Origin of the sequence: Rhodopseudomonas sp. P1, from assembly GCF_039642825.1 — a bacterium.
GTDB classification, from domain to species: Bacteria; Pseudomonadota; Alphaproteobacteria; order Rhizobiales; family Xanthobacteraceae; genus Rhodopseudomonas; species Rhodopseudomonas palustris_H.
In genome coordinates, this window is record NZ_CP088006.1 from 1,277,207 (window position 1) to 1,300,983 (window position 23,777).

The 23,777-nt window shown below is 65.6% G+C and carries 21 protein-coding genes; 10 read left to right on the forward strand and 11 right to left on the reverse strand.

Annotated features, from left to right (window positions below):
- The first annotated feature begins 89 nt into the window (after window positions 1-89).
- The 5 genes from LRC39_RS06010 (at window position 90) to LRC39_RS06030 (ending at window position 5,014) form a co-directional block, all read left to right on the forward strand.
- A complete protein-coding gene (locus LRC39_RS06010; protein ID WP_346296650.1) occupies window positions 90-1,331 on the forward strand; it encodes an FAD-binding protein in 1,242 nt (413 codons plus the stop codon).
- Window positions 1,328-2,641: a glycolate oxidase subunit GlcF gene (gene glcF / locus LRC39_RS06015; protein ID WP_346296651.1), complete on the forward strand. Its 1,314-nt coding sequence runs from the start codon at window positions 1,328-1,330 to the stop codon at window positions 2,639-2,641. The genes LRC39_RS06010 and glcF overlap by 4 nt, the downstream gene beginning before the upstream one ends.
- A 74-nt stretch (window positions 2,642-2,715) precedes the next feature.
- Window positions 2,716-2,970: a hypothetical protein gene (locus LRC39_RS06020; protein WP_346296652.1), complete on the forward strand. Its 255-nt coding sequence runs from the start codon at window positions 2,716-2,718 to the stop codon at window positions 2,968-2,970.
- Window positions 2,967-3,623 carry a hypothetical protein gene (locus tag LRC39_RS06025; RefSeq protein ID WP_346296653.1) on the forward strand — a complete coding sequence of 219 codons (657 nt, stop codon included), beginning with the start codon at window positions 2,967-2,969 and terminating at the stop codon, window positions 3,621-3,623. Before LRC39_RS06020 ends, LRC39_RS06025 begins: the two co-directional genes overlap by 4 nt.
- A gap of 419 nt (window positions 3,624-4,042) precedes the next feature.
- The gene (locus LRC39_RS06030; RefSeq protein WP_164634486.1) at window positions 4,043-5,014 is read left to right on the forward strand and encodes a TorF family putative porin; all 972 of its coding nucleotides are present in this window, start codon (window positions 4,043-4,045) and stop codon (window positions 5,012-5,014) included.
- Window positions 5,015-5,277: 263 nt separating this feature from the next.
- Here the strand turns inward: LRC39_RS06030 and LRC39_RS06035 are convergent, their stop codons facing one another.
- Window positions 5,278-7,038 carry an ABC transporter ATP-binding protein/permease gene (locus tag LRC39_RS06035; RefSeq protein ID WP_346296654.1) on the reverse strand — a complete coding sequence of 587 codons (1,761 nt, stop codon included), beginning with the start codon at window positions 7,036-7,038 and terminating at the stop codon, window positions 5,278-5,280.
- 272 nt (window positions 7,039-7,310) lie between these two features.
- Here LRC39_RS06035 and LRC39_RS06040 point away from each other — a divergent pair, with 272 nt between their 5' ends.
- Together LRC39_RS06040 and LRC39_RS06045 are read left to right on the forward strand one after the other, a co-directional pair.
- Window positions 7,311-8,975: an L-lactate permease gene (locus tag LRC39_RS06040; RefSeq protein WP_346296655.1), complete on the forward strand. Its 1,665-nt coding sequence runs from the start codon at window positions 7,311-7,313 to the stop codon at window positions 8,973-8,975.
- A gap of 144 nt (window positions 8,976-9,119) precedes the next feature.
- Complete coding sequence (locus LRC39_RS06045) at window positions 9,120-9,536, forward strand: META domain-containing protein (protein ID WP_346296656.1); 417 nt, start codon at window positions 9,120-9,122, stop codon at window positions 9,534-9,536.
- A gap of 2 nt (window positions 9,537-9,538) precedes the next feature.
- Here LRC39_RS06045 and LRC39_RS06050 read toward each other — a convergent pair whose 3' ends face one another.
- The 4 genes from LRC39_RS06050 to groES form a co-directional block, all read right to left on the reverse strand.
- Entirely contained in the window at window positions 9,539-11,044 is a 1,506-nt protein-coding gene (locus LRC39_RS06050) for a phytoene desaturase family protein (RefSeq protein ID WP_346296657.1), read from the reverse strand.
- 112 nt (window positions 11,045-11,156) lie between these two features.
- Window positions 11,157-12,350, reverse strand: a complete 1,194-nt coding sequence (locus LRC39_RS06055) for a hypothetical protein (RefSeq protein ID WP_346296658.1) — start codon at window positions 12,348-12,350, stop codon at window positions 11,157-11,159.
- Window positions 12,351-12,564: 214 nt separating this feature from the next.
- Window positions 12,565-14,208 carry a chaperonin GroEL gene (groL, locus tag LRC39_RS06060; RefSeq protein ID WP_107343293.1) on the reverse strand — a complete coding sequence of 548 codons (1,644 nt, stop codon included), beginning with the start codon at window positions 14,206-14,208 and terminating at the stop codon, window positions 12,565-12,567.
- 39 nt (window positions 14,209-14,247) lie between these two features.
- Window positions 14,248-14,544: a co-chaperone GroES gene (gene groES, locus LRC39_RS06065; protein ID WP_011156705.1), complete on the reverse strand. Its 297-nt coding sequence runs from the start codon at window positions 14,542-14,544 to the stop codon at window positions 14,248-14,250.
- A 297-nt stretch (window positions 14,545-14,841) separates the two neighbouring features.
- On the opposite strand from groES, the gene LRC39_RS06070 reads away from it, so the two are divergent.
- On the forward strand, window positions 14,842-15,357 hold the full coding sequence (locus LRC39_RS06070) for a hypothetical protein (RefSeq protein ID WP_107343295.1): 516 nt from the start codon (window positions 14,842-14,844) through the stop codon (window positions 15,355-15,357).
- 41 nt (window positions 15,358-15,398) lie between these two features.
- Window positions 15,399-16,607 carry an MFS transporter gene (locus tag LRC39_RS06075; protein ID WP_263990827.1) on the forward strand — a complete coding sequence of 403 codons (1,209 nt, stop codon included), beginning with the start codon at window positions 15,399-15,401 and terminating at the stop codon, window positions 16,605-16,607.
- 15 nt (window positions 16,608-16,622) lie between these two features.
- Here the strand turns inward: LRC39_RS06075 and LRC39_RS06080 are convergent, their stop codons facing one another.
- Window positions 16,623-17,414: a protein phosphatase CheZ gene (locus LRC39_RS06080; protein ID WP_107343297.1), complete on the reverse strand. Its 792-nt coding sequence runs from the start codon at window positions 17,412-17,414 to the stop codon at window positions 16,623-16,625.
- A 300-nt stretch (window positions 17,415-17,714) separates the two neighbouring features.
- On the opposite strand from LRC39_RS06080, the gene LRC39_RS06085 reads away from it, so the two are divergent.
- Complete coding sequence (locus tag LRC39_RS06085; protein ID WP_107354507.1) at window positions 17,715-18,503, forward strand: L,D-transpeptidase; 789 nt, start codon at window positions 17,715-17,717, stop codon at window positions 18,501-18,503.
- A gap of 84 nt (window positions 18,504-18,587) precedes the next feature.
- Here LRC39_RS06085 and LRC39_RS06090 read toward each other — a convergent pair whose 3' ends face one another.
- The 5 genes from LRC39_RS06090 to LRC39_RS06110 all read right to left on the reverse strand — a co-directional run bounded on the left by LRC39_RS06090 (window position 18,588) and on the right by LRC39_RS06110 (window position 23,710).
- On the reverse strand, window positions 18,588-19,445 hold the full coding sequence (locus LRC39_RS06090; RefSeq protein ID WP_264054514.1) for a DUF2076 domain-containing protein: 858 nt from the start codon (window positions 19,443-19,445) through the stop codon (window positions 18,588-18,590).
- A gap of 116 nt (window positions 19,446-19,561) precedes the next feature.
- Window positions 19,562-20,455, reverse strand: a complete 894-nt coding sequence (locus tag LRC39_RS06095) for a ChbG/HpnK family deacetylase (protein WP_164634472.1) — start codon at window positions 20,453-20,455, stop codon at window positions 19,562-19,564.
- Window positions 20,452-21,495, reverse strand: a complete 1,044-nt coding sequence (locus tag LRC39_RS06100) for a glycosyltransferase family 2 protein (protein ID WP_346296659.1) — start codon at window positions 21,493-21,495, stop codon at window positions 20,452-20,454. Before LRC39_RS06100 ends, LRC39_RS06095 begins: the two co-directional genes overlap by 4 nt.
- Before the next feature lie 92 nt (window positions 21,496-21,587).
- Window positions 21,588-22,565 (reverse strand): ATP phosphoribosyltransferase, encoded by a 978-nt coding sequence (gene hisG / locus LRC39_RS06105; protein WP_346296660.1) that lies wholly within the window; start codon window positions 22,563-22,565, stop codon window positions 21,588-21,590.
- Window positions 22,562-23,710, reverse strand: a complete 1,149-nt coding sequence (locus LRC39_RS06110; protein ID WP_346296661.1) for an ATP phosphoribosyltransferase regulatory subunit — start codon at window positions 23,708-23,710, stop codon at window positions 22,562-22,564. The genes hisG and LRC39_RS06110 overlap by 4 nt, the downstream gene beginning before the upstream one ends.
- Window positions 23,711-23,777 lie beyond the last annotated feature (67 nt).

A 23,777-nucleotide genomic window follows, 5' to 3' on the forward strand; every position in this document is an offset into this window, starting at 1 on the left:
CACGGCGCTCCTGGATTGCTTCGTCGCTTCGCTCCTCGCAATGACGGGGGAGGGGTAGTGCATCGCATTCTGAAGGACGACGTTCGCCCGTGGACACGCTGAAAGTACGCGACGCCCAGGAGGTCGAGGACGCAGTGCGCGCCGCGATCGCCAATGAGCAGCCGATCGAGATCGTCGGTCATGGCAGCAAACGCACCGTCGGCCAATTGATGGCGACCAATGCGGTGCTGGAGCTGTCGGCGCTCAACGCCGTCACCGCTTACGAGCCGAACGAACTGATCATCACCGTGCAGGCCGGCGCGCCGATGGCCGATGTGCTGTCGCTGATCGATTCCAAAAACCAGCAATTCGCCTTTGAGCCGATGGACACCGCGGCGCTGCTCGGCACCGCGCCGGGAGCAGGGACCGTGGCGGGGATGATTGCGGCAGGTCTCGCCGGTCCGCGGCGGATCAAGGCCGGTGGCGCGCGCGATCATTTGCTTGGTGCCAATGCCGTGTCCGGCTTCGGCGAGAGCTTCAAGGCCGGCGGCAAGGTGGTGAAGAACGTCACCGGTTACGACCTTTGCAAGCTGCTTGCCGGCTCCTGGGGCACGCTGGCGGTGATGACCGAGGTCACCCTGAAAGTGACGCCCCGGCCCGAGAGCGAGCGGACGCTGGTGCTGCGCGGGCTCGGCGACGTCGTCGCCAACAAGGCCATGACCGCGGCGCTAGGCTCGCCTTACGACGTCACCGGCGCCGCGCATCTGCCCGGCTCGGCGCTGCGCACCACCGCCGGTGCGCTGGCAGAGATCGCCCAGCCCGATCAGTCGCTGACTCTGCTGAGGCTCGAAGGCATCACCTCGTCGGCGAGTCATCGCGCGCAGTCGCTGCGCACGGCGCTGAAGAGTTTTGGCGAGGCCGAGCTGATCGAGGACGATGCTTCCGCTGCGCTGTGGCGTGCGGTGCGCGATGTCGAGCCGTTCGCCGCCGCAGGTCCGCGAGCGCTGTGGCCGGTGTGGCGGATCGTGTGCCCGCCGGCGGCCGGAGGCGCTCTCGGCGAGCAGCTCAGCCGTGAGAGCGGCGGTGAAGTGATCTACGACTGGGGCGGAGGCCTGATCTGGGCTGCCTTGCCGCCGGCAACCGACGGCCACGCCAAAGCGTTGCGCCAGCGGGTCGAGAAGATCGCCGGCCATGCCACCTTGATCCGCGGCAGCGACGCGGTGCGGGCTGGGATCGACGTGTTCCATCCGCAGCCGGCCGGCCTCGCGGCGCTCGGAAGCCGCGTCAAGCGCAGCTTCGATCCCACTAACATTCTCAATCGCGGCCGGATGTCGCGAGGATCCGCGACATGAAGACAGATTTCAGCCTGACCCAGCTCGCCGATCCCGATATCGCCGAGGCCGACAAGATCCTGCGCGCTTGCGTGCATTGCGGTTTTTGCACAGCGACGTGTCCGACCTATGTGCTGCTCGGCGACGAGCTAGATAGTCCGCGCGGGCGTATCTACCTGATCAAGGAGATGCTGGAGAGCGACAAGCCGCCGACCGCGGATGTCGTCAAGCATATCGACCGCTGCCTGTCGTGCCTCGCCTGCATGACCACCTGTCCGTCGGGCGTGAACTACATGCATCTGGTCGATCAGGCCCGCGTCCGGATCGAGAAACAGTACCAGCGGCCGTTTTGGGATCGCGTCGTCCGCGAGGCGCTGTCGTGGATGATGCCGCATCCGGGCATGTTCAGGCTCGGGATGTGGGCGGCGCGGATCGTGCGGCCGGTTGCGGCGCTGTTGCCAGGCTCGCACGACCTGACGCACCCGACACTGCTCAGTCGGATCAAGGCGATGCTGGCGCTGGCGCCAAAGCATCTGCCGGAGCCGGGCCCTGACTCCGGCACGACGTTTCCGGCTGTCGGGCCGAAACGGGGCCGGGTCGCGCTGCTGCACGGCTGCGCCCAGCAGGTTCTGGCCCCGCGGATCAATCGGGCCGCGATCAATCTGCTCACCCGGCACGGCATCGAAGTGGTGCTCGCCGCCGATGAAGCCTGCTGCGGCGCCCTGATCCATCATCTCGGCCGCGACACCCGCACGCTCGACTACGCCCGCACCAACATCAGGGCCTGGCTGGCCGAAATCGAGCGCGGCGGGCTCGACGCAATCCTGGTGACCACCTCCGGCTGCGGTACGGTGATCAAGGATTACGGTTACATGCTGCGAGAAGACCCGGAGTATGCGGCCGCGGCCGCAAAGGTTTCGGCGCTCGCCAAAGACATCAGCGAATATGTCAGCGGCCTCGAACTGTCATCGCCACGTCCTCATGACGATGTCGTCGTCGCTTATCACTCCGCATGTTCGTTGCAGCACGGCCAGAAAATCACGCAGATCCCCAAAGAACTGCTTTCCAAGACTGGATTCGTGGTGAAAGATATCCCGGAGAGTCATTTGTGTTGTGGTTCGGCGGGCACGTACAACATTCTCCAGCCTGACATCGCGACCAGATTGCGCGATCGGAAGGTCGCCAACATCGCTTCCGTCAAGCCGGATATGATCGCCGCGGGCAATATCGGCTGCATGGTGCAGATCGCCAGCGGAACGGAAGTCCCTGTTGTGCACACGATTGAACTTCTCGATTGGGCGACAGGCGGGCCCCGTCCTGCTCCGCACTGATCGGAGCTTGGAACGCCGGTCGCGGGGCGCGTGATTGCTGGCCGAGCCGCAATCCGCACAACTGGAGGACGACCATGGCGAAAGACAAGAAGTCGAAGAAGAAGGACAAGGCCGACAAGAAGGCTGAGAAGTCCAAGGCCAAGAAGAAGTCCAAGCTGCTGCTGGCCGCCAAGGCAGGCAAGACCAAGAAGAAGAGCAAATCCGCCGACAAGGCGGCCAAGAAGGACAAGTCGAAGCCGAAGGCTAAATCGAAGGCCAAGCCGGCCCCCAGACTAAGTCAGCCTCCAAGTCCAAGGCTGCCGCCGGCAAGTCCGCCAAGAAGGCGGTGAAGAAGGCCGCAGCTAAACCCGGCAAGAAGGCGGCAAAGCCGACCGCCAAGTCCGCCGCTAAGTCGCTAGCTAAGCGCCCGAAGACGAGCGCTGCCAAGTCGGCTTCGGGTAAGCCGGCCAAGGCCAAGTCCGCTGCGCCGAAGGCGCCGGCTACGAAGGCCCCTGCGGCCAGGAAGAAGGCGACCAAGGCACCCGCCGCCAAGACCGCGGCGAAGGCTCCTGCCGCTAAGCCGGCAGCTCCCAAGCCAAAGCCTGTGTCCCGCAAAGTGCGCGAACCCACCGAGGTTGCGCCCAGCGCGGCGGCCGAGCCGGTTGCTCCGCCGCCTGCTGCTCCCAAGAAACCGCGCAAGCCACGTGCGAAGAAGCCGGTGCCGGTTGCCGTCGAGCCGGACGAGACCCAGCACGAGGCAGTGTCCGAGCAGGTCGAGGCGACGCCGGAGACCGAGGATGTTGCGCCGGCTGAGCCGTTTCCGGCCGACGAGACCACATCGGCCGCGGACAACGAGCCGGTCGAATCCGCTGCAGAGACCGATTCGATCGAGACCTCGGGTGATCCCCAGTCGCACGCCACCGAGGCGGCCGGAGAGGAGGAAGCTCCCGACGAGGAGTTTGACCACGCCGAGCCGGCTAAGCCGGCCGCAGACCCGATGTAATTGAGACGGTAATCCGATCCTTGTTTTGCAGAGGCCGCGGTCGTGGACCGCGGCCTTCGTCATTGCGGCTACCAGCGAGAGCTACAACCAGCACGCCACGGGTGCCCCTTGGTCGTGGGTATCGCATTGATTCGGTCCTGGGCCTGTTACTTGTTACTTAGCCAAAGGTGTTGCTCTAACCGCCCTGTCTCGTGAATTTGGCCTACGAGCCGTTCGCAAAGCAGTGATTTTCTTGCAACACTCCTCAACAACGAATGGTTGAGTGTGCGGGATTGCACAAAAAGTCGGCATCTGCATGTGTTTTTTGCTTCACGGTTTTCGTGAGGCACCGCACAGTGATGTCACAATTGGTTTTGTGCAGGTCGATGTCGCGTCCTTGAACTTCGGGTCCGGCTGGCTTGGAAACGATGGGGATCAAAATGAAGAAGACAATCTTGTCGGTCGCGGCTTTGCTCGCAGTCGGCGTGGGCTCGGCCTCGGCGGCTGATCTGCCCGCCAAGGTGTACACCAAGGCTCCGCCGATCGTGGCGTTCGATCCGTGGGACATCGCGTTCGGCGCGGCCGTCATGAACGACTACGTCTTCCGTGGTGTCACCCAGTCGAACCACAAGCCCTCGGTCACTGCCTATTTCGAGCCGCGCTACAACGTCACCAAGGACCTGCAGCTCTACGTCGGTACCTCGTTCGAGAGCATCTCGTTCGCCAACCGCGCTGCGGCTGAAGTCGACATCTACGGCGGTATCCGCCCGACCTTCGGCGCCTTCGCGTTCGACTTCGGTGTCTGGGGCTACCTGTATCCGGGTGGGTCGTGCGTTGATACCGCTGCGGCTGGTCTTGGCACCTTGTGCGCGGGCGACACCAACGCGATCTCGCTCGTCAACGGCAACGTCATGAAGAAGGACGTGAGCTTCTACGAGGGTTACGCCAAGGTTCTGTGGACCATCAACGACAGCTTCGCGCTCGGCGGCAACGAATGGTATTCGCCGAACTTCCTGAACACCGGTGCCTGGGGCAACTACGCGTCGGTGACCGGCAAGTATACCGCGCCGACCACCTTGTTCGGTGCGAGCGGCGTCGGCATGTACGTGTCGGGTGAGTACGGCCGTCAGTGGTTTGGTACGACTGACGCCTTCTATGGCAACATCAAGCTGGCCGATTACAATACCTGGAACGTCGGCGTGGGCTTCACCTACAAGGTGTTCACCCTCGACCTGCGCTACTCGGACACCGATCTGTCCCAGGCGAACTGCAACGCGTTCACCAGCGACTTCACCGCCTCTGCCAATGGAAGCTTTTCGTCGATCAATCAGACCGGCGTTGGTTCGAAGTGGTGCGGTTCGACCTTCATCGCCAAGCTGTCGGCTGACGTGACGCTGGGCGCTCTCAAGTAAGACGACATCCCTTCTGGGGGACTGAGGGCGGCAGAGCAATCTGCCGCCCTTTTTCTTTGTGGCTCATTTTGAGGGGGCCGGCTTTTGACGGCCTTCGCGAGCCTGCTGGCTTTCCCCACTCCTGGGCTTGGCTTGGTGTGGGGGCCAGCGAGCCGGCTGGATTTCGCGCTAATCTCTCACCGAGCAGCAACGGCGGCCGATCGGCCGCCGCACGTCGTTTCGATCTCTAGCTTACTGCCGCGTTGGATCGAGCAGATGGTGGATCAGCTGCCCGCCAGCCCCACTTCGGGAGCCGCCGCTTTGGCCCGGTCCTGCAGGGTGAAGCCGTTGCCGGTGCGTGACAGCACCGCGTCGCGCTGATGGAAGGCTTCGAGCGTCGAGCGGTGGCCGATCGAGACGATCGTGGTGCCTGGCAGCTTGCGGTCCAGCAGCTTGTACAGCGCCGCTTCGGACGGCTCGTCCAGCGACGCGGTGGCTTCGTCGAGGAACAGGTATTGCGGTGCATGGAGCAGCGCCCGCGCGATGCCGAGCCGCTGCTGCTCGCCGAGCGACAACGTCCTGTTCCAATGGCCATGCTGATCGAGCCGCTCCGCCAGCGTCGGCAGCCCGACCTCGCGCAGCACCTCGGCGACCTGAGTATCGCTGAACGCACCGGATTCGGCCGGATAGACGATTGCGGCACGCAGCTCGCCGACCGGGAAATACGGGCGCTGTGGCAGCATCATCAGCGTCGCATCCGCAGGGATTGCGATCGAGCCAGAGCCGAACGGCCAGATCCCCGCGATCGCGCGGAATAGCGTCGACTTGCCCGCACCCGATGGGCCAACGATCAGGGTCCGCTCGTTGTCGCCGATCTTGAAACCGTCGGCGCTGATCAGCGGCGCCCCGGCCGGCAGCGTTAGGTTGAGATCCTTCAGTTCGATTCCGCCGGCTGGGGCCGGCACGCGCATCACGCCGGGATTGTCGCGCCGGGCGGCGGCACCTTCGATCGCGCGTTCGAATCCGTCGAGCCGCTGCAGCACTGACTGCCATTCCGCCAGCGTCCGGTAGGCGGTGATGAAGAACGACAGCGAGTCCTGGACGCTGCTGAAGGCGGAGGCGGTCTGCATCATGCCGCCGAGCTGCACCTTCTGGGCGAAAAAGGCCGGGGCGACGAGGATGTAGGGGAAGATGATCGACGCCTGCGAGTAGCTGGCGGTGAAGGCGGTCAGCCGTTTGGTCCGGCTCATGATCCGCATGAAGTTCTCGGCCACGTAGCTGAAGCGCGATGCCAGCTTGTCGCGCTCGGCCGGCTCGCCGCGGAGCAGGGCGATCTGTTCGGCGTTCTCGCGGGCGCGCACCAGATTGAAGCGGAAGTCGGCTTCATAACGCTGCTGGCGGAAGTTGAGATCGACCAGCGGCGAGCCGATCCAATGGGTGAGGGCGGTGCCCAGCGCGGCATAGATCAGCGCGCCCCAGACGAGATAGCCGGGGATCGGGACGTCCTGGCCGAACAGATGTAGCGGCGCTTCGTTCGACAGCCCCCACAGGATCACCACGAACGAGGCCAGCGTCACCACGGCGTTGAGCAGGCCGATGCCCAGAGCCAGCGTGCGCTCGACGAACAACTGCGTGTCCTCGGCGATGCGCTGATCGGGGTTGTCGGCGGCGTCGCCGGTGAGCTGCATCTGGTAATGGTTGGCGTCGTGCAGCCAGCCGCCGAGATAGCGCTCGGTCATCCACTTGCGCCAGCGGATTTGCAGCCACTGATTGAGGTAGAGCTGGTAAACTTTGAGGGCGATCCAGATCGCCGCCAGCACGCAGAAGTAGATGATCTGATAGGTGAAGACGTCGTAGTTCCGCTCCTGCAGCGCGTTGTAGAACACGTTGTTCCAGCGGTTGAACAGCACCGAGAGCCCGACCACGGCGAGCTCGATGACCACGACGGCCGCGAGCAGCCCGCGGCCCATCCATTTGTCTTCGGCACTGAAATACGGCGCGGCGATCCGCCAGGCGGTCGCCAGCGTTCCTTTGATGTTGCTCACGGATGAGGTCTCCGGTGCGGGCTCTCGGGGAGTTAGGTGATTAGACGAAAGTTGTAGGTAAATTAACCTACGGCGGCTTGTCGCACCCAGTTGTCGCACCCTAGCATGATCGTGCCGGCGGCAAGCTCGGCGGTCAGCTGCTTCGCGCGTTTGTGAGCAGGCACGCTCGCTCGGCCGTACTTTGAGGAGGCGTCTGCCTCCCGATTGATCTCCGTGTCGGACCGGCTCGCACCGACGCGGCCAAAAAACATAACCTAAAGGGAGAGAAATGCGTGTGGAATCAAATCTATAATCCACTTGGCAGCGCCGCTTTGTCGACCCTGGCGGCGGCCGTTCCCGTGGTCACGCTGCTGGTGCTGATCGCGAGCGGCAAGGTGAAAGCTCACCTCGCTGCGATCATCGCTCTGGTGCTCGCCAACGCGGTGGCGATCTTCGTCTTCACGATGCCGGCCAACATGTCGGTCCGTGCCTCGCTACTCGGTGTCGTCACCGGCTTCTTCCCGATCGGCTGGATCGTTCTCAACGTCATCTTTCTTTATCGGGTCACTGTGGCCACCGGCCGGTTCGAGCTGCTGCAGCGTGCGATTGGCGGCGTGACGACCGACCGCCGGCTGCAGCTGCTGCTGATCGCGTTTGCGTTCGGCGCCTTCTTCGAAGGTGCATCCGGGTTCGGCACGCCGGTGGCGATCACCGGCGCGGTGCTGATCGGCCTCGGCTTCTCGCCGCTCGCCGCCTCGGGCCTGTCACTGATCGCCAACACCGCACCGGTCGCCTACGGGGCGCTGGGCACGCCGATCCAGGGCCTCGCGTCGGTCACCGGCCTCGATCCTTACACCCTCGGCGCGATGGTCGGCCGGCAACTGCCGTTTTTCTCGCTGCTGGTGCCGTTCTGGCTGATCTGGGCGTTCGCGGGCTTCCGCGGCATGATGCAAATCTGGCCGGCGATCCTGGTGACAGGCGTGTCGTTCGCGGTCCCGCAATTCGTGATCTCGAACTACATCAATCCTTGGATCGTCGACATCGGTGCCTCGCTGATCTCGATGGGCTGCCTGATCCTGTTCCTGAAAGTGTGGCAGCCGAAAGAGCTCTGGCTGTCGCCGAAGCTGCGCAGCCACGATCCCTCCACCGAAACCATGGCCCCGCCGAAAGAGCTGAGCCGGGCTCCGCTGACGCAGGCACAATTGTGGGGCGCGTTGCTGCCGTGGATCATCGTCTGCATCGTGATGCTGATCTGGGGCAACGGTGCCTTCAAGGCCTGGGCGAACTCGATCTTCGTCTGGAACTACCCGGTGCCCGAGCTGCACAACCTGATTCAGAAGGTGCCGCCGGTCGCCGCCAAGCCGACGCCTGAGGCCGCGGTGTTCTCCTTCACCTATCTGTCGTTCACCGGCACCGGCATGCTGATCGCGGCGATTATCTCCGGGCTGTTGATGGGCGTGTCGCCCGGCAAGATGGCGACCGAGTACGGCCGCACCATCAAGGTCTGCGCGATCTCGCTGATCACCATCTCGGCGATGCTGGCGATCGGGACGTTGACGCGGCTGTCCGGCGTCGACGCGACGCTGGGCCTGGCGTTTGCTGCGACCGGCGTGTTGTATCCGTTCTTCGGCACGCTGCTCGGTTGGCTCGGCGTGGCGCTGACCGGATCGGACACCGCCTCCAACGTGCTGTTCGGCAATCTGCAGAAGATCACCTCCGAACAGCTCGGCCTGTCCCCGATCCTGATGGGCGCCGCTAACTCATCCGGCGGCGTGATGGGCAAGATGATCGACGCTCAGTCGATCGTCGTCGCTTCGACGGCGACCAACTGGTACGGCCACGAAGGCACGATCCTGCGCTACGTCTTCCTGCACTCGATTACGCTGGCGTGTTTGGTCGGCGTGCTGGTGATGCTGCAGGCCTATGTCTATCCGTTCACCGCGATGGTCTTGAAGTAACGCAAGTTATCGCTGAATTGCGCCAAAGCCCCGCGGTCTCGGCCGCGGGGCTTTTCGTTGCGAGGCTTCTCTCGCGCCGCGGTCTGGCAAGCCGGTGCGGTTCGCGATAAACAGCGGACCGTCCTGAACAACGGCCGAGGCACCATGCACCGTCAGTCGATCTTTCGTTTTGCCGCCATCGCCGTGGTGCTGGCAGCCGGCTTCGCGACGCCGTCGCTTGCGCAATCCGACCAGGAATTTCCGTTCGGTCTGGAACTGACCCTGGACGCGCCGCCGAAGCCCGGCTCGAAGCGGATTCCCAATTTGGAAATCGGCGATCAGGGCAGCGTGCGGCTGGAGCTGTGGTGCAAGGGCGGCGTTGGGCAGTTTTCGGTCGCCGGCAGCACCGTGATCTTCATGCCGGGTGCGATCGAGGATCGCAATTGTCCGGCGGACCGCGCTCAGGCGGATGATGCGCTGGTCGCGGCGCTTGCCGCGTCGACCAACTGGAGCCGACAAGGCGATTTCGTCAGCTTCACCGGTGGTCCGCAGCCGCTGCGGTTCCACCTCAATACGAACTGACGCTATTTCCGATCCTGCAGGATCAACTCGGCGCAACCTTCGGCCGCCTGCACGACGCCGCTGTAGCCGCCGATGCCCGCATAAGCCGACGACAGATACAGGTCCGGCAGGGCTGTGCGCGGCGTGCGATAGGGCGCGTTTGAATTCGGCAGCAGCGGCGCAAAGCCGTAGACCGCGCCCTGCGGCGCGCCGAGATATTGCTGCACCGAGAACGCGGTGTTGAACGCCGCCGCCGTTACTGCGCCAGCCAGGCCTGGATAGTTGCGATCGAGATGGGCGAGCAGCGCCTGCTGCCAGCGGGCGCGCTTGGCCCGATACGTGTCCTGATCGAGCCCATCCCAGTTCGACACCCGGTCCGGTCCGACCACCGACAGCACGAAGGGCGGCGACGGCACGCCGGAGTCGATCGCAGTGTAATCGGCGATCGCCAGCGGCGGCATCCGCTCCCCGGGCTCGTCCGCCATCAGGGTCTTGGCTTCGGCGTAGGACGCCAGCGTCGTCATCCAGTCCGGCAGCAGCTGGGTGGCGTAGCTGCTGACCCCGAATTCGCGCGGCGGTTTGGACAGGCCGAGCGTCAGCGCGAACAGCGACAGCGACGGCGTCCGATCGGCGTAGCTGTCGGTCAGCAGCTTCGCCTGGTCGGCCGGAAGCAGACTTGCCAGCGTGGAAGGCGCTGCATTGCCGATCACAGTCGAGGCTTCAACGGTCTGCGGATCGCCGCCGTCGCGGGCCATATGGGTGACCTGATGCGGCCCGCCGTGATCGCCCATCACCACGCCGGAGACGACGCGGCGGAGCAGTACCTCGCCGCCGGCCTTGCGCACCGCGCGGGCCAGCGCGCTCGACAGCCGCTGCGAGCCGCCCTGGATGAAGCGCGCTCCGCTGAGCAGGAAGCTGCCCTGCACCATCGCGAACGGCACCCACCACAGCGCGGCAGGATCATCGTGAACGTAAGACAGGTTGCCGGCGACCGCGCACTTCACCGCTTCGTCGTCGCCGAACAGCGCCTGCAGCTTGTCGCCGAGCGAGGCGTGCCAATCGGGATATTCCGGCGCCAGCGCCAGCACCGCGTCGAGGCCGCCATCGCCAATCGTTCCGGCGAGGCGCTCGAGCTCGCCGAGCCATTGCGCGATCCCGGCGCTGGCGTGGGGAAAGCGCTTGTTGAGCGCGTCGCGCGCGGCGGCGAATTCGTCCGGGAGCGTGAACGGTTCGCCAACCGGACCGCCGCGCATCTGATACAGCGCCCCCGCGGGAATCCACTGCACCGCGTCGAGCACGCCGGCGCGGCTCAAGGCGCGGTGTTTCGGATCGCGGACGTGCTGCGGATTGCCGGTGATATGCAGCGAGCCTTCGACGAACAGTTCGCCGACCTTGTAGCTCGAGGCCGCGCCGCCGACCGAATTACCGCGCTCGATCACCAGCACCTTGCGGCCTTCGCGGGCCAGGATCGCGCCCGCAGTCAGGCCGCCGAGCCCGGCGCCAATTACCACTGCATCAAAGCGCGTCATTCAGCCGATCATCCTGCCATCCAAGGGAAGCGCTTCATTGCCGCATTGCAGCGGCATGTCAAATCGCGGTTCCATGATCTGGCGACGGCCGATCCTGGGCGCTTGCGGCGCGCTATTGCCAGGTCGAGCTTTCGGAATCCCAGCGCTGGCCCTTGAGCTCCTTGGCGAGGGCTGCGACGGCGCCGCCGTCGGGGCGCGGTTCGCCTTCCTCTTCGCCGGGAGCGTCGTCGTTGAGGCCGAGCCGCGGCGGCGCATTCTCGTCGACCGTGGTGTCGCTGGCATTGCCGAGCCACAGCATCAGCTTGTCGGTGCCGCCCGGCTTATCCGCGCTGACCAGTGCCTCGACCGTGATCACCTCGGTGAGCTGCAGCGCCGGGAAGGTCTCGCTCGGCCGCTTGAAGGTCATCTTCAGCTTGCCGCTCGCGTCATCCCACACCGCCGAGGCAAGCTTGGCCTCCAGCGTCTGCGACAGGATGGCGGTGACGGTATTGGCGATCTTCTCGCGATTGAGCTTGCCACCGTCGCGCCAGCCCGCGGCCGGGAACAGGATGGTGCGGTCCATGTCGACGATGCCGTTGGTCCAGCCGGCCGCGGCGACGCCGGGGAACGCCTTGGCCTTGGCGATCACCGCGGCGGCGCGCTCCGGATCGACCGTGAGGTTGATCACCAGCTTGCCGGCGCGCAGCGCATCGCAGCCGATGCTGAGGCTCGACAGCGACACTTCGACATTCTCGGTCTTCAGTGTCTTCAGGAAATCCGAAGCGCCTTCGAGCGCGACGCGGACCCCGACGGCTTCCGGCGACACCGCGGTGAAGTCCTTCGGCGCCTGCGCGATGCTGTCGTCGACCGACTGGTTCTCCTGGAATTCCTTTTCGCTGAGATCGGCATTGTCGGTCGAGGTGATCTCGTGCGTGGCGGTTCCGATCCCGATCACGCCTTTGAAGTCGAACGTCTCGCCATTCGGCCGCTGCTGCAGGCTGACCGACACCGGCGCCTTGCCGCCAAGCGTCTGCGTCGTTCCGGTCAGGGCCTGGCCGTTCGGGGTCAGGGTGACGACGAAGCGGTCGCGGCGGTCGGACGTCTTCGACGGCGAAAAGCAGACGTCGAGCTCGGCAGAGGTGACCGTCTTGCCCTGACGCTTCTCTTTCAGGATGACGTCGGCGCCGTCCATGAAGCCGTCGATGGCGGTGAAATAGCGCGTCTCGTTGGCCGGCGGCGCTGCCGATTTCGTGGCGGACTTGCTCTGAGCCAGGGCGACATCGGTCGCCGGCAGCAGCGCCAGCAGGCTGAACAGGAATGCGCGCATCACGTGAACCTCGCGAGAATCAGGCTGCATCGAACCTAAAGCTTTTTGGGAGCCGAGTGGACAACGGTTCGCCGGGACACAACGCGTCAGAACCGGAAATGCTCTAGTCGATTCGAATTGAATCCGAACCAAGGCGCGCGAGGCGCGGCGCCAAAAAACAAGGCCGCCCGGAGGCGGCCTTGCGTGATCGATCTTCCGTGCGACAGGCGCGGGCTTAGAAGCCCATGCCGCCCATACCGCCCATGCCACCGCCGGCCGGCATCGCCGGGGCATCGGCCTTCGGCAGCTCGGCGACCATCGCTTCGGTGGTGACCAGCAGCGAGGCCACCGACGAGGCGTCCTGCAGCGCGGTGCGCACGACCTTGGCCGGATCGACGATGCCCTTGGCGAGCATGTCGACATAGTCCTCGCTCTGGGCGTCGAAACCGAAGGTCTCGGACTTGTTCTCGAGGATCTTGCCGACCACGATCGAGCCTTCGACACCGGCGTTCTCGGAGATCTGGCGGATCGGAGCTTCCAGCGCCTTCAACACGATGTTGATGCCGGCCTGAACGTCGGCATTGTCGTTGTTGATGCGGCCGACGGCCTTCTTGGCGCGCAGCAGGGCGACGCCGCCGCCCGGCACGATGCCTTCCTGAACCGCAGCGCGGGTCGCGTTCAGCGCGTCCTCGACACGGTCCTTCTTCTCCTTGACCTCGACCTCGGTCGCGCCGCCGACGCGGATCACCGCGACGCCGCCGGCGAGCTTGGCCAGACGCTCCTGCAGCTTCTCACGGTCGTAGTCCGAGGAGGTCTCCTCGATCTGCGCCTTGATCTGCGAAACGCGGGCTTCGATCTCCGGCTTCTTGCCGGCGCCGCCGACGATCGTGGTGTTCTCCTTGTCGATCACCACCTTCTTGGCGCGGCCGAGCATCTTCAGCGTCACGGTCTCGAGCTTGATGCCGAGGTCTTCCGAGATCAGCTGACCGCCGGTCAGGATCGCGATGTCTTCCAGCATCGCCTTGCGGCGATCGCCGAAGCCCGGCGCCTTCACGGCCGAAACCTTGAGGCCGCCGCGCAGGCGGTTGACCACCAGGGTCGCCAGCGCTTCGCCTTCGACGTCCTCGGCGATGATCAGCAGCGGCTTGCCCGACTGCACCACCGCTTCGAGCACCGGCAGCATCGACTGCAGGCCCGAGAGCTTCTTCTCGTGCAGCAGGATGTAGGCGTCGTCGAGTTCGACGGTCATCTTCTCGGCGTTGGTCACGAAGTACGGCGACAGATAGCCGCGGTCGAACTTCATGCCTTCGACGATGTCGACTTCGGTCTCGAGCGACTTGTTCTCTTCGACCGTGATGACGCCCTCGTTGCCGACCTTCTGCATCGCCTGGGCGATCATCTTGCCGATCGGCGCGTCGCCGTTGGCCGAGATGGTGCCGACCTGGGCGATCTCAGCCGAGGAGGCGACCGGCTTGGCGCGCTTCTGGATGTCCTTGACCACGGCCGCGACCGCGATCTCGATGCCGCGCTTCAGGTCCATCGGGTTCATGCCGGCCGCAACGGCCTTGGCGCCTTCACGGACGATCGCCTGGGCCAGCACGGTGGCGGTGGTGGTGCCGTCGCCGGCGAGGTCGTTGGTCTTCGAGGCCACCTCGCGCACCATCTGCGCGCCCATGTTCTCGAACTTGTCCTCGAGCTCCACTTCCTTGGCGACGGTGACGCCGTCCTTGGTGATGCGCGGGGCACCGAAGCTCTTCTCGATCAGCACGTTCCGGCCCTTCGGACCGAGCGTGACCTTCACGGCGTTGGCGAGCACGTCCACGCCGCGCAGCATGCGGTCGCGGGCCTCACCGGAAAACTTGACGTCCTTGGCTGCCATTCATTCGCTCCTGATGTCTCGATGCTGTCGCGATGCGGCTTAGCCGACCACGCCCATGATGTCCGACTCCTTCATGATCAGGAGTTCTTCGCCGTCCAGCTTGATCTCGGTGCCCGACCACTTGCCGAACAGCACGCGATCGCCGACCTTGACGTCGATCGGGGTCAGCTTGCCGGTCTCGTCGCGGCCGCCCGGGCCGACGGCGATCACCTGACCTTCCTGCGGCTTCTCCTTGGCGGAGTCCGGGATGATGATGCCGCCCTTGGTCTTGGTCTCGGCATCGATCCGCTTCACGACGACGCGGTCATGGAGAGGACGAAAATTGATTTTAGCCATGGGCTATCCTGTGTGTTGCTGGAGGGGCTTTGGCGTTCGAGTGCCGGTTCGTGATCGCGGCTCGTATTCGTGTCCGCGTGTTGGCAGTCGTACTGCAAGAGTGCTAATTGTGCGCCCGGGAATATGGCCTGCTGCAGTTCCTGTCAAGCTGACGGGCTTAAGGGCTTGGTGATGCCGGTGTAAGATGCTCCGTCCGCCGGACGGGACACTGTTCATCGGCGCGACCGCATTGCCTGCTGCGGCATTTTGCGGTTGTGTGGGGTCGGGGCGAACGGGGCGTTTGCTCGGGGAGAAATCATGGTCAATTCACGCAACGCACGCGCGTCGCTCAATCTGGGCATGGCGTCGCTGATGGCGCTGGGGCTCGGCGCGTGCGGCAGCATCGGTGGCTTCAGCCTTGGCGGTTCGCAGCCGGCTGCAGTGCAGGAGCCGGCGGCGCCGCCGGAACTGCCCGCCACCATCCGCTCGGAAGAAATCGTCGGCCGCTGGGGCCTCGCGTCGTATCTCAATCCGTCCGACCGGGCCCGCACCGAAAAGGCCGCGGTCGCGCAGTGCAAGAATCCTTACGTGATCGGTGCCGGTCCGACCGGCGGCGTGATCATGCATCTGGCCGACCAGGCCACCCCGCAGGAGCTGCGGCTGAAGGGTTCGCAAAGCGGCAAGAACTATATCGGGCCGGCCGGTCCAATCGGCGAGCAGGACCGCGAGATCGTGTCGTTCGACGGCCGCGTGATGATCACCCGCTTCGTCGACAAGGATGCCGCCACCCGCTACGGCAACATGGTCTATGTCCGCTGCGCCCCGCGCGCCTGACCTCTGCCAAACATCCAGGGCCGATCTGATTCCATGACCCGATGAGCGGACTGCGCAGACTGGTGTCCGGACCGGAGCGCGCGGTCGGCGTTTTGGCGGTCACCCAGATTCTGTGCTGGGGCATGCTGATCTATCCGCCGGTCTTGACCATGCCGCATCTCGCCGCGGCGCATGGCTGGTCGCTGGCCTTCGGGATGTCCGGGTTTTCGCTGGCCCTGGTGATCTCCGGCATCCTGTCGCCGGTGATTGGCGGTCTGATCGACCGCCACGGCGGCAATGTGGTGATGGCGCCGGGAGCGCTGGTCGGCGCGCTCGGCATGGTGCTGATTGCCGGCATCGACCTGTGGCCGGTGTATTTCGTCGGCTGGGCGCTGCTCGGTGTCGCGATGGCCTCGACGCTGTACGATCCGGCGTTCGCCACGCTGGCGCGGCTGTTCGGCACCACCGCCCGGCGGCAGATCACTTTCGTCACCTTCGCGGGCGGCTTCGCCTCCACCGTCGGCTGGCCGGCGACCCATCTGCTGCTCGACGCCGTCGGCTGGCGCGGCACCTATTTCGCCTTCGCGGCGGTGCTGGCCTGTGTGGTCGCGCCGTTGCATGGCTTGGTGCTGCCGCGCAAGGCTGCGCCATCGGTTGTTGCGCCCAGCCCGAACCCGCATCTGATGCCTGCGGAGCCGCTGCGCCCGGAGGGGCGCCCGTTCGTGCTGATCGCGACCGCCTTCGCGATCTACGCCTTGATGCTGTCCGGGGTGACGTCGAACCTGCTGGCGATGTTTCAGCGCGGCGGCCTTGATGCCGGCACCGTGGTGACGCTCGGCGCGCTGTTCGGCCCGTCGCAGGTGGCGGCCCGGCTAGCGGACTTTCTGCTCGCCGGCCGGACACATCCGCTCTGGATCGCGCGCGGGGCGGTGACGCTGATGGCCTGTTCGTTCGCGATGCTGGCGTTTGCCGGCCCGTCGGTGCTGGTCGCCGGCGTGTTCTGTGTGGCGTTCGGCGCCGCCAATGGCGTGATGACGATCGCGCGGGGCAGCCTGCCGCTGCTGATGTTCGGAGCGCAGGGCTATGGCCGGGTGATCGGCCGGATCGCGCGGCCTGCGCTGTTCGTGCAGGCGTCGGCGCCGTTCATCGTAGCGGCGGCGGTGGAGCGGTTTTCCGACGCCACCGTGATCGAGGTCGGGATGGTGTGCGCCTTGGCGACGCTGGGATGTTTCCTGGCGCTGCAGCCGCCACGCGCCGCCGAGCGGCGTTGAGGCGGCAGCCGGCGATCAGTTGAACATCGCGTCGATGTCGTCCTGCGAGGCGTGGCCGTCTTCGCCGAGCGCACGCGGGCCGTTGAGCAGTTTGGCGTCGTCGTCGCGATTGTCGACCACCGCGGGCGCGTGCGACTTGATCTCGTCGACGCCGCCCCAGATCTCCATCATCTGCACGATGTGATGCTCGATGAATTTCATCGTGTTCATCACCTTGCTGATGCGCTGGCCGGTGAGGTCCTGGAAGTTGCAGGCCTCGAAGATCGAGATCACCCGCTCCTGGATTTCTTCGCTGAGCGCCTGCTGCTGATCGGCCGAGTTGACCTTGCCTAGCGCGGTGGCGGCCTGATCGATCGCTTCCGCAGCTTCGAGAATCTGCTGCGTGGCTTCCTCGGTGCCGCCGACGACCGCGCCGAGCTCACCATTGACCTTGGCCATCTCCTCGCCGCTGAAGCTCTTGGAGTGCAGCACGGCGATTTCGCGCTTGGTCTGGTCGATCGCGTTGTGGATCAGATCGAGTTCGATCTTCAGCTTCTCGCACTGCTCGACCTGAGCCTTGTAACTCGCCAGCAGTGCTTTGGTCTCGGCGGCTTCCGCCGCGAGCGAAGCGTCGATTTCTTTGTTGGTACCTGACTCGCCGGTGGCGGGCGCAGGATGGACGCCGTTGACGATCTGGGCTCGGATCGCGCGTAGCTCCGCCATCAGGTCGCGATTAGTCGGACCCGCTTCGAATTCGATCGGTGCGAGCATCGGCGCTGCGCCGAGCGTAAGTTCTTCAATGCGGAAACGCTTGCGTTGGAAGGACATCGGTCGGTTGATCCCAGTTCAAGGCACCGGCTTGTCGTAGCGGCATCTGTTTAACGGTGCGTTGCGGATCGGAACCTGCATTTTCGCTAAGTAATAGGACGAGCGAACGCACTGTTAACCATGGCGCAGCGACATTCATCGAAAATAAACGCTGATCTCAGGAATGGGCGTTCCAGAGCGTCATGGTGAATCCGTTTGCCGCCCGCGTTTACCAAACCGATCCGGTTTTGGTTTCTGATCCGTTGCGTTCACCGCCGCAAATTCCGGCGAGTCCACGACGAAACGGTGCAGAGTACGTCGATGTTCAACAAAACTACCCTCGCGTTGCTGACCAGCGTGTCCTGTCTCGCCGCTGGCTATCATCCCGCCGTCGCTTACGAATTTTCATCGAGCCCGGAGCCGACGGTGGTCTATGCCGAGCCGCAGCCCGCCCCTCCGGCGCGGGTGCGCACCGCCTATGCCGACCGCCCGAATCTCGGCGGTGGCTTCATCGAATTCCTGTTCAGCGATGGCGCTCCGCCGCCGTCCTCGCGGTATTATCAGCGTGAGCCGGCCTATGAACAACGCCGTGAGTACATCGCGCCGACCGCTCCGCAGCTGATGCAGGAGCAGGAAGCGGCGATCGAGCCGGCCCATCCCGAGTTCGATCCGCGCTACGAAAAGCAACTTGTTGATTACCATGGCGGCGAAAAAGCCGGCACGATCGTGATCGATACCCCGAACAAGTTCCTCTACCTGGTGCAGGGCGAGGGCAAGGCGCTGCGCTACGGCGTCGGCGTCGGCCGTCCCGGCTTCACCTGGTCGGGTGTGAAGACGATCACCGCCAAGCGCGAATGGCCGGCGTGGACTCCGCCGAAGGAAATGCTGGCGCGCCGTCCCGATCTGCCGCGTCACATGGAAGGCGGACCGGCGAATCCGCTCGGGGCACGGGCGATGTATCTCGGCTCCTCCCTGTACCGCATCCATGGCTCCAACGAGCCGTGGACGATCGGCACCAACGTCTCCTCCGGCTGCATCCGCATGCGCAACGAGGACGTCATCGATCTGTATGGCCGCGTCGGCGTCGGCACCAAGGTGGTGGTGATCTGATCGGTCGACGCCAAGACTGAGCCTGCTCACGACAACGGCCGCCCGAGTGGGCGGCCGTTGCACGTCGGCGGGCGCTGGAGAGCTTTAAGCGAAGTCGCTGTCGCCGCCGCCGTCGAAATCGTCGGAGTCCATGTCCATGTCGTCGCGGTCGTAGCCGGCGTCGGCGACCTGGTCGTAATCGTTGTTGTTCTGATCCGTCATGCCGTAGCGCGAGCTGTCGTCGACGCCGCCGCGCTGTGAGCCGATGTCACCAAGCCCGGCCTGCTGCGCGAGGTTGCCGCCCGAGGAGTCGCTGCCGCCCCATGGGCTCTGCAGGCCGCTGCCGAGGCCGCCCTGGTCGGCGAGGCTCTGGTGCGAGCCGCCGCCCATCATGCCGCGGATGCTGGAGAGCAGCAGCGAGCCACCGACCACGCCCGCTGCAGCCGCCGCTGCGGTGCCAAGGAACGAGCCGCCGCCGCCACCTCCACCGCCGAACGGCGAGGCGCCCTGGCCGCCGAACGGGCCGCCATACTGGCCCTGCGGCTGACCATAGGGTGCCTGCTGCGGCTGTCCGTAAGGCGGCGCGGCAGATTGCTGGCCGAGCACCTGCCCGGTGTTCCAGGCTGGACGGCTACCGGCGCCGGGCGGCGGGACGTTCGGCACCGAGCCGCGTTGCGGCGCCTGGCCCTGGCCGAAAATCGCGTCGCGCATCGAATCGAGAAAACCGCCGCGCTCCTGCGACTGCGGGCCGTGATCGGACTCCAGTTCCTGGATGCGTTCGTGCGCCCGCTTCAGCGCTTCGTCCTGGACCAGCACGGTCTGCACCAGCCCGTAGATCGCATTCGGCGCGATCCGCAGTCCTTGCGAAATCGCAGCGGCGGCGTCGGGGTCGCGTGGGGTGGCTTCCAGGCGGGCGAGCCGTTCGAACAGATCGTCGACAAGCTGGCGTTCCTGCGGCGTCATGATGATCTCCCTGAGCATCGCTCAAACCTGCGCCGCGGCGCTCGCCGGCGGCGATCGCAGGCGCGGGTGTCGTCAAATCTAAGGAACCTTGAGGCGGCCGTAAGTCCGGCCCTGGATTAAATTTCTGTATGCGACAAAACGGCCTGACCCGGCGCCTGGGGCGGCATCGCAGCGAGGCTGACGTTGTGTTTTGCAAGTAGTTCCGGGAAGCGCTCCCCGCCGAGATACGCGTATTCGCGCGCGCGCTGATCGGTGAACGGATCGAGGCTGATCAGGATGTCGTCGACCTCGCCCGGATGGCACATCACCAAGCCGCCATCGGGCAGGCCGTCGAGGAACGAGCCCATCAGCGTGTCGAAGTCGGTCTCGCGCAGGAAGTCGTAGGCGCCGGCGAAACCGGAATTGAACGCGATGCCGAAGCGCGCCGCGCGGCTGCGGAACGGCGCACTGAGCGCGTCGAGCAGAAGAGGCTTGGGATTGCCGAGCCGCCGCGCCAGCGGCACGCTGCGGCCGCATTGCCGGACCCAGGCATGCGGCGCCAGCGTCTTCACCACGCCGAGGAATGCGTCGCGGACCTGCGGAAACAGCTGCACGTGCTGATGGCCGTCGATGTAGTCCGGCGGACGGCCGAACCGATCGGTGAAGGCTTCGATCTGGGCGCTGAGTTCGGTGGCGATCACCGCGCTGTCGTGGCGGCGCAGCAGCGTGCCGCGCAGCTTGCGCCCGAGCGGCAGAAACTGGCCGCCATGCAGCGGGTGATAGTGCATCGTCAGCGGTGCGAACGGTGCCGTCAGGGTCGCGTGCAGCCCGATCGCCGCATGTGGATTAGCCGCGGCGGCGTTGAGCAGCTCGGCCGCATCGTCGCGTCCGATCGCCGGGCCGACCATCATCACTGAGGTGGCGTTGATGCGGCCGCGTTCGATCAGATCGCGGATCGCGCGATTGACCCCGGGGCTGATGCCGTAATCGTCGGCGACCAGCCAGATCCGGCGCTGGCCAGCTTCGCTCATTCTGCGGCGGACCGCTTGGCCGGACCGCCGGCATCGGTGTCGGCGCGCTTCACGCTGTGCTCGGCCACGAAGTAGATCGGCCGCGCTTTCATCTCCGACAGGATCTTGCCGATATACTCGCCGACGATGCCGATCATCAGCAGCTGCACGCCGCCGATCGTCATCATCCCGACGATGATCGACGGATAGCCGGGCACCGATTTGCCGTCGATCCAGGTCTCCCACAGGATCGACAGACCGAACAGGAACGCGCTGATCGCCAGCACCACGCCGAGCAGGCTGGCGATCCGCAGCGGCGCCACCGAGAATGACGTCAGTCCTTCGATCGACAATCCGATCAGCCGCGCGGTCGAGAACGTTGAAAAGCCGTGCGAGCGCGGCTCAGGCTCGTAATCGACCCGCTTCTGGCGGAAGCCGATCCAGCTCGCCAGGCCTTTGAAGAAGCGGTTGCGTTCGGGAAGCTGCCGCAGCGCCTGGGCGGCGCGCGGCGACAGCAGGCGGAAGTCGCCGGCGTCTTCCGGGATCTTCTGCCGTGCGCCCCAATTGATCAGCGCATAAAAGCCGCGCACCGCGGTGCGGCGCAGCGCCGGCTCGTTGTCACGATGCGCCTTGGCCGTATAGACGACGTCGAAGCCGTCTTCGATCCAATGCCCCACCAGCGTCTCGACCAGTTCCGGCGCGTGCTGGCCGTCGCCGTCCATGAACAGCACGGCGCCGCGGCTGGCGTGGTCGAGCCCCGCCATCAGCGCGGCTTCCTTGCCGAAATTGCGCGACAGCGACACCACCTGGACGTCGAGCATGGTGGCCGGCAGATTGCGGGCGATGCTCAGCGTCGCATCCGAGCTGCCGTCGTCGACATACACCACTTCGCAGGCGAGGCCGTAGCGCTGGCGCAGCGTTGCGGCCAGCGTGATCAGCCGGCCGTGCAGCGCCTGCAGGCCGCCGGCTTCGTTGAAGGCCGGCACCACGATGGACAGGCCCAGCGCCGCGGCGCTACCCGCTTCGGTGGACAGACCCGAGACGTCACTCCCAAGCATCATCGATCGACTTCCGGCTTGCACGCGGCCTTGTTTGTCTCGTGACTATATGGTGGTTCCACCCGCCGGCGCCACCGGCGCCGGTCTGCTCGGCATTATTGCGGCAGGAACGCCGCAAGCTTGCTGAACATCGGGTTTTCCTTGTCGAACACGTAGTCCAGCGCGGCCACCGACACGGTGTCTGCGCCATGCTGCCGCAGGAAGCTGCCGAGCGCGTAAATCTGCGCCGGCGGACAGTGCAGCGTCAGCATTCCCGACGAGGTCGGTCCGCCGAACGGCGACACCACACCGAACCGGCTGTGCGCCTCGGCGAGCAGCGCGTCGTTGCAGCCTTTGAACCGGGTGCGGACTTCCTTGTACTTGCCGGCGCGGGCCCGCGAGGCGATGTGATCGAGGATCACGCGCGCGGTTTCGCGCGCAGTGTCCGACCAGTCGGCTTCGCGCGAGGCGACGAGGTTGGCCTGGCTGCGCAGCATCACGCCGTCGTCGAGCACCTTGAGGCCGTTGGCGGCCAGCGTCGCACCGGTGGTGGTGATGTCGACGATCATCTCGGCGGTGCCCACTGCGGGCGCCCCCTCGGTGGCGCCGGCGCTCTCGACGATCCGATAGTCGACGACGTTGTGCTGGGCGAAGAAGCCGCGGGTCAGATTGATGTACTTGGTCGCAACCCGCATCCGCCGGTTGTGCTGGGCGCGAAAGCCGGTGGTGACGTCGTCGAGATCGGCCATGGTGCGGACGTCGATCCACGCCTGCGGCACCGCCACCACGACATTGGCATAGCCGAAGCCGAGCCCGTCGATCAGCAGCACGCGCTTGTCGGCATCGGTGATGCTTTCGCGCACCAGATCCTCGCCGGTGACGCCGAAATGCACCGAGCCGCGGGCGAGGTTGGCGGCGATCTCGCTCGCCGACAGATACGCGACCTCGACATTGTCGAGGCCGGCGATCGTGCCGCGATAGTCGCGGGCGCCGCCGGGCTTGCTGAGCGTCAGCCCGGCGCGGGCGAAGAACGCTTCGGCGTTTTCCTGCAGGCGGCCCTTGGACGGAACCGCGAGAACGAACGGCGCGCTCATGCGGCACCTCCGGCGCTGGTCTGTTTCATCGCCTCGATCCAGATCGAGAAGCCGACCGCGGGGATCGGCGAGGCTGCGCCGAGCTGGCTCATCAGCCCGTCATAGCGGCCGCCGGCGACCAGCGGCTCGTCGCCATTGCCGGCATGGTGCAACTCGAATTCGAAGCCGGTGTAGTAATCGACGCCGCGGCCGAACGCGGTGGAGAACCGCACCTTCGACAGATCGATGCCGCGGCCGGCCATGAAGCCGATCCGCGCCTCGAACTGATCGATCGCCGCGTCGATCGACAGCTTGGCGTCGGCGGCAAGTGCGCGCAGCGCCGTCAGCGCGTCGTTCGGCGCGCCGGCGATCGCCAGGAAGCGCTTGATCTTGTCGAGCGCGTCGCGCGGCAGCGCGCCGCTCTTCAGCGTCGATTGTTCGAGGAAGCGGTCGGCGATCTCCGCCACCGAGCGGCCGCCGAGCGTGGTGGCGCCGGCGATCGACATCAGGTCGGTGACCAGCGCCAGCGCCGCCTTGCGGTCGGAGCCGGCGAGCGCGGCGAGCACGCCTTCGTATTCGTTGCTGGTCGAGGGTGCGAGCGTCAGCCGCTCCAGGTCCTGCGCCAGGCTGGCCTTGCGATGGAAATCCTTCATCAGACGGCGTCGCCACACCGGCATCAGGTCGAGCGCATCGATCAGCGCGGCGAACAGCGCGACGTCGCCGGTGCGGACCTCGACCGCGCTGACCCCGAGCGCGGTGGTGGCGCCGAGCGCCAGCGCCAGCATCTCGGCATCGGCCGCGGCGCGGTCCTGGCGGCCGAACGACTCGATCCCGGCTTGCAGGAATTCACTCGGCTTGCCGCCACGCTGGCGGAACACCGGGCCGAGGTAGCAGAACCCTTCCGGCTGCCCCGCGGCCTTGGAGGCGAGGTAGTCGCGCGCCACCGGGATCGTCAGGTCCGGGCGCAGGCACAGTTCCTCGCCGCTGGCGTCGGTGGTCAGGTACAGGCTTTTGCGGATGTCCTCGCCCGACAGGTCAAGGAACGGTTCGGCGGGCTGCAGGATCGGCGGTGTGGCCTGGGCATAGCCGGCCTCCGCGAAGGATTGCAGCAGCGCCTCCGCCCACGCGGCGGATCCGGTCGCGCGAGTGGCGGCGGTCTTTGTCATGATCGGTCAGTCCTGCGGTCCCGGGCAGGGAGGGTGAAACAGAAAACGCTAGTCGGCGCAGCCCTTA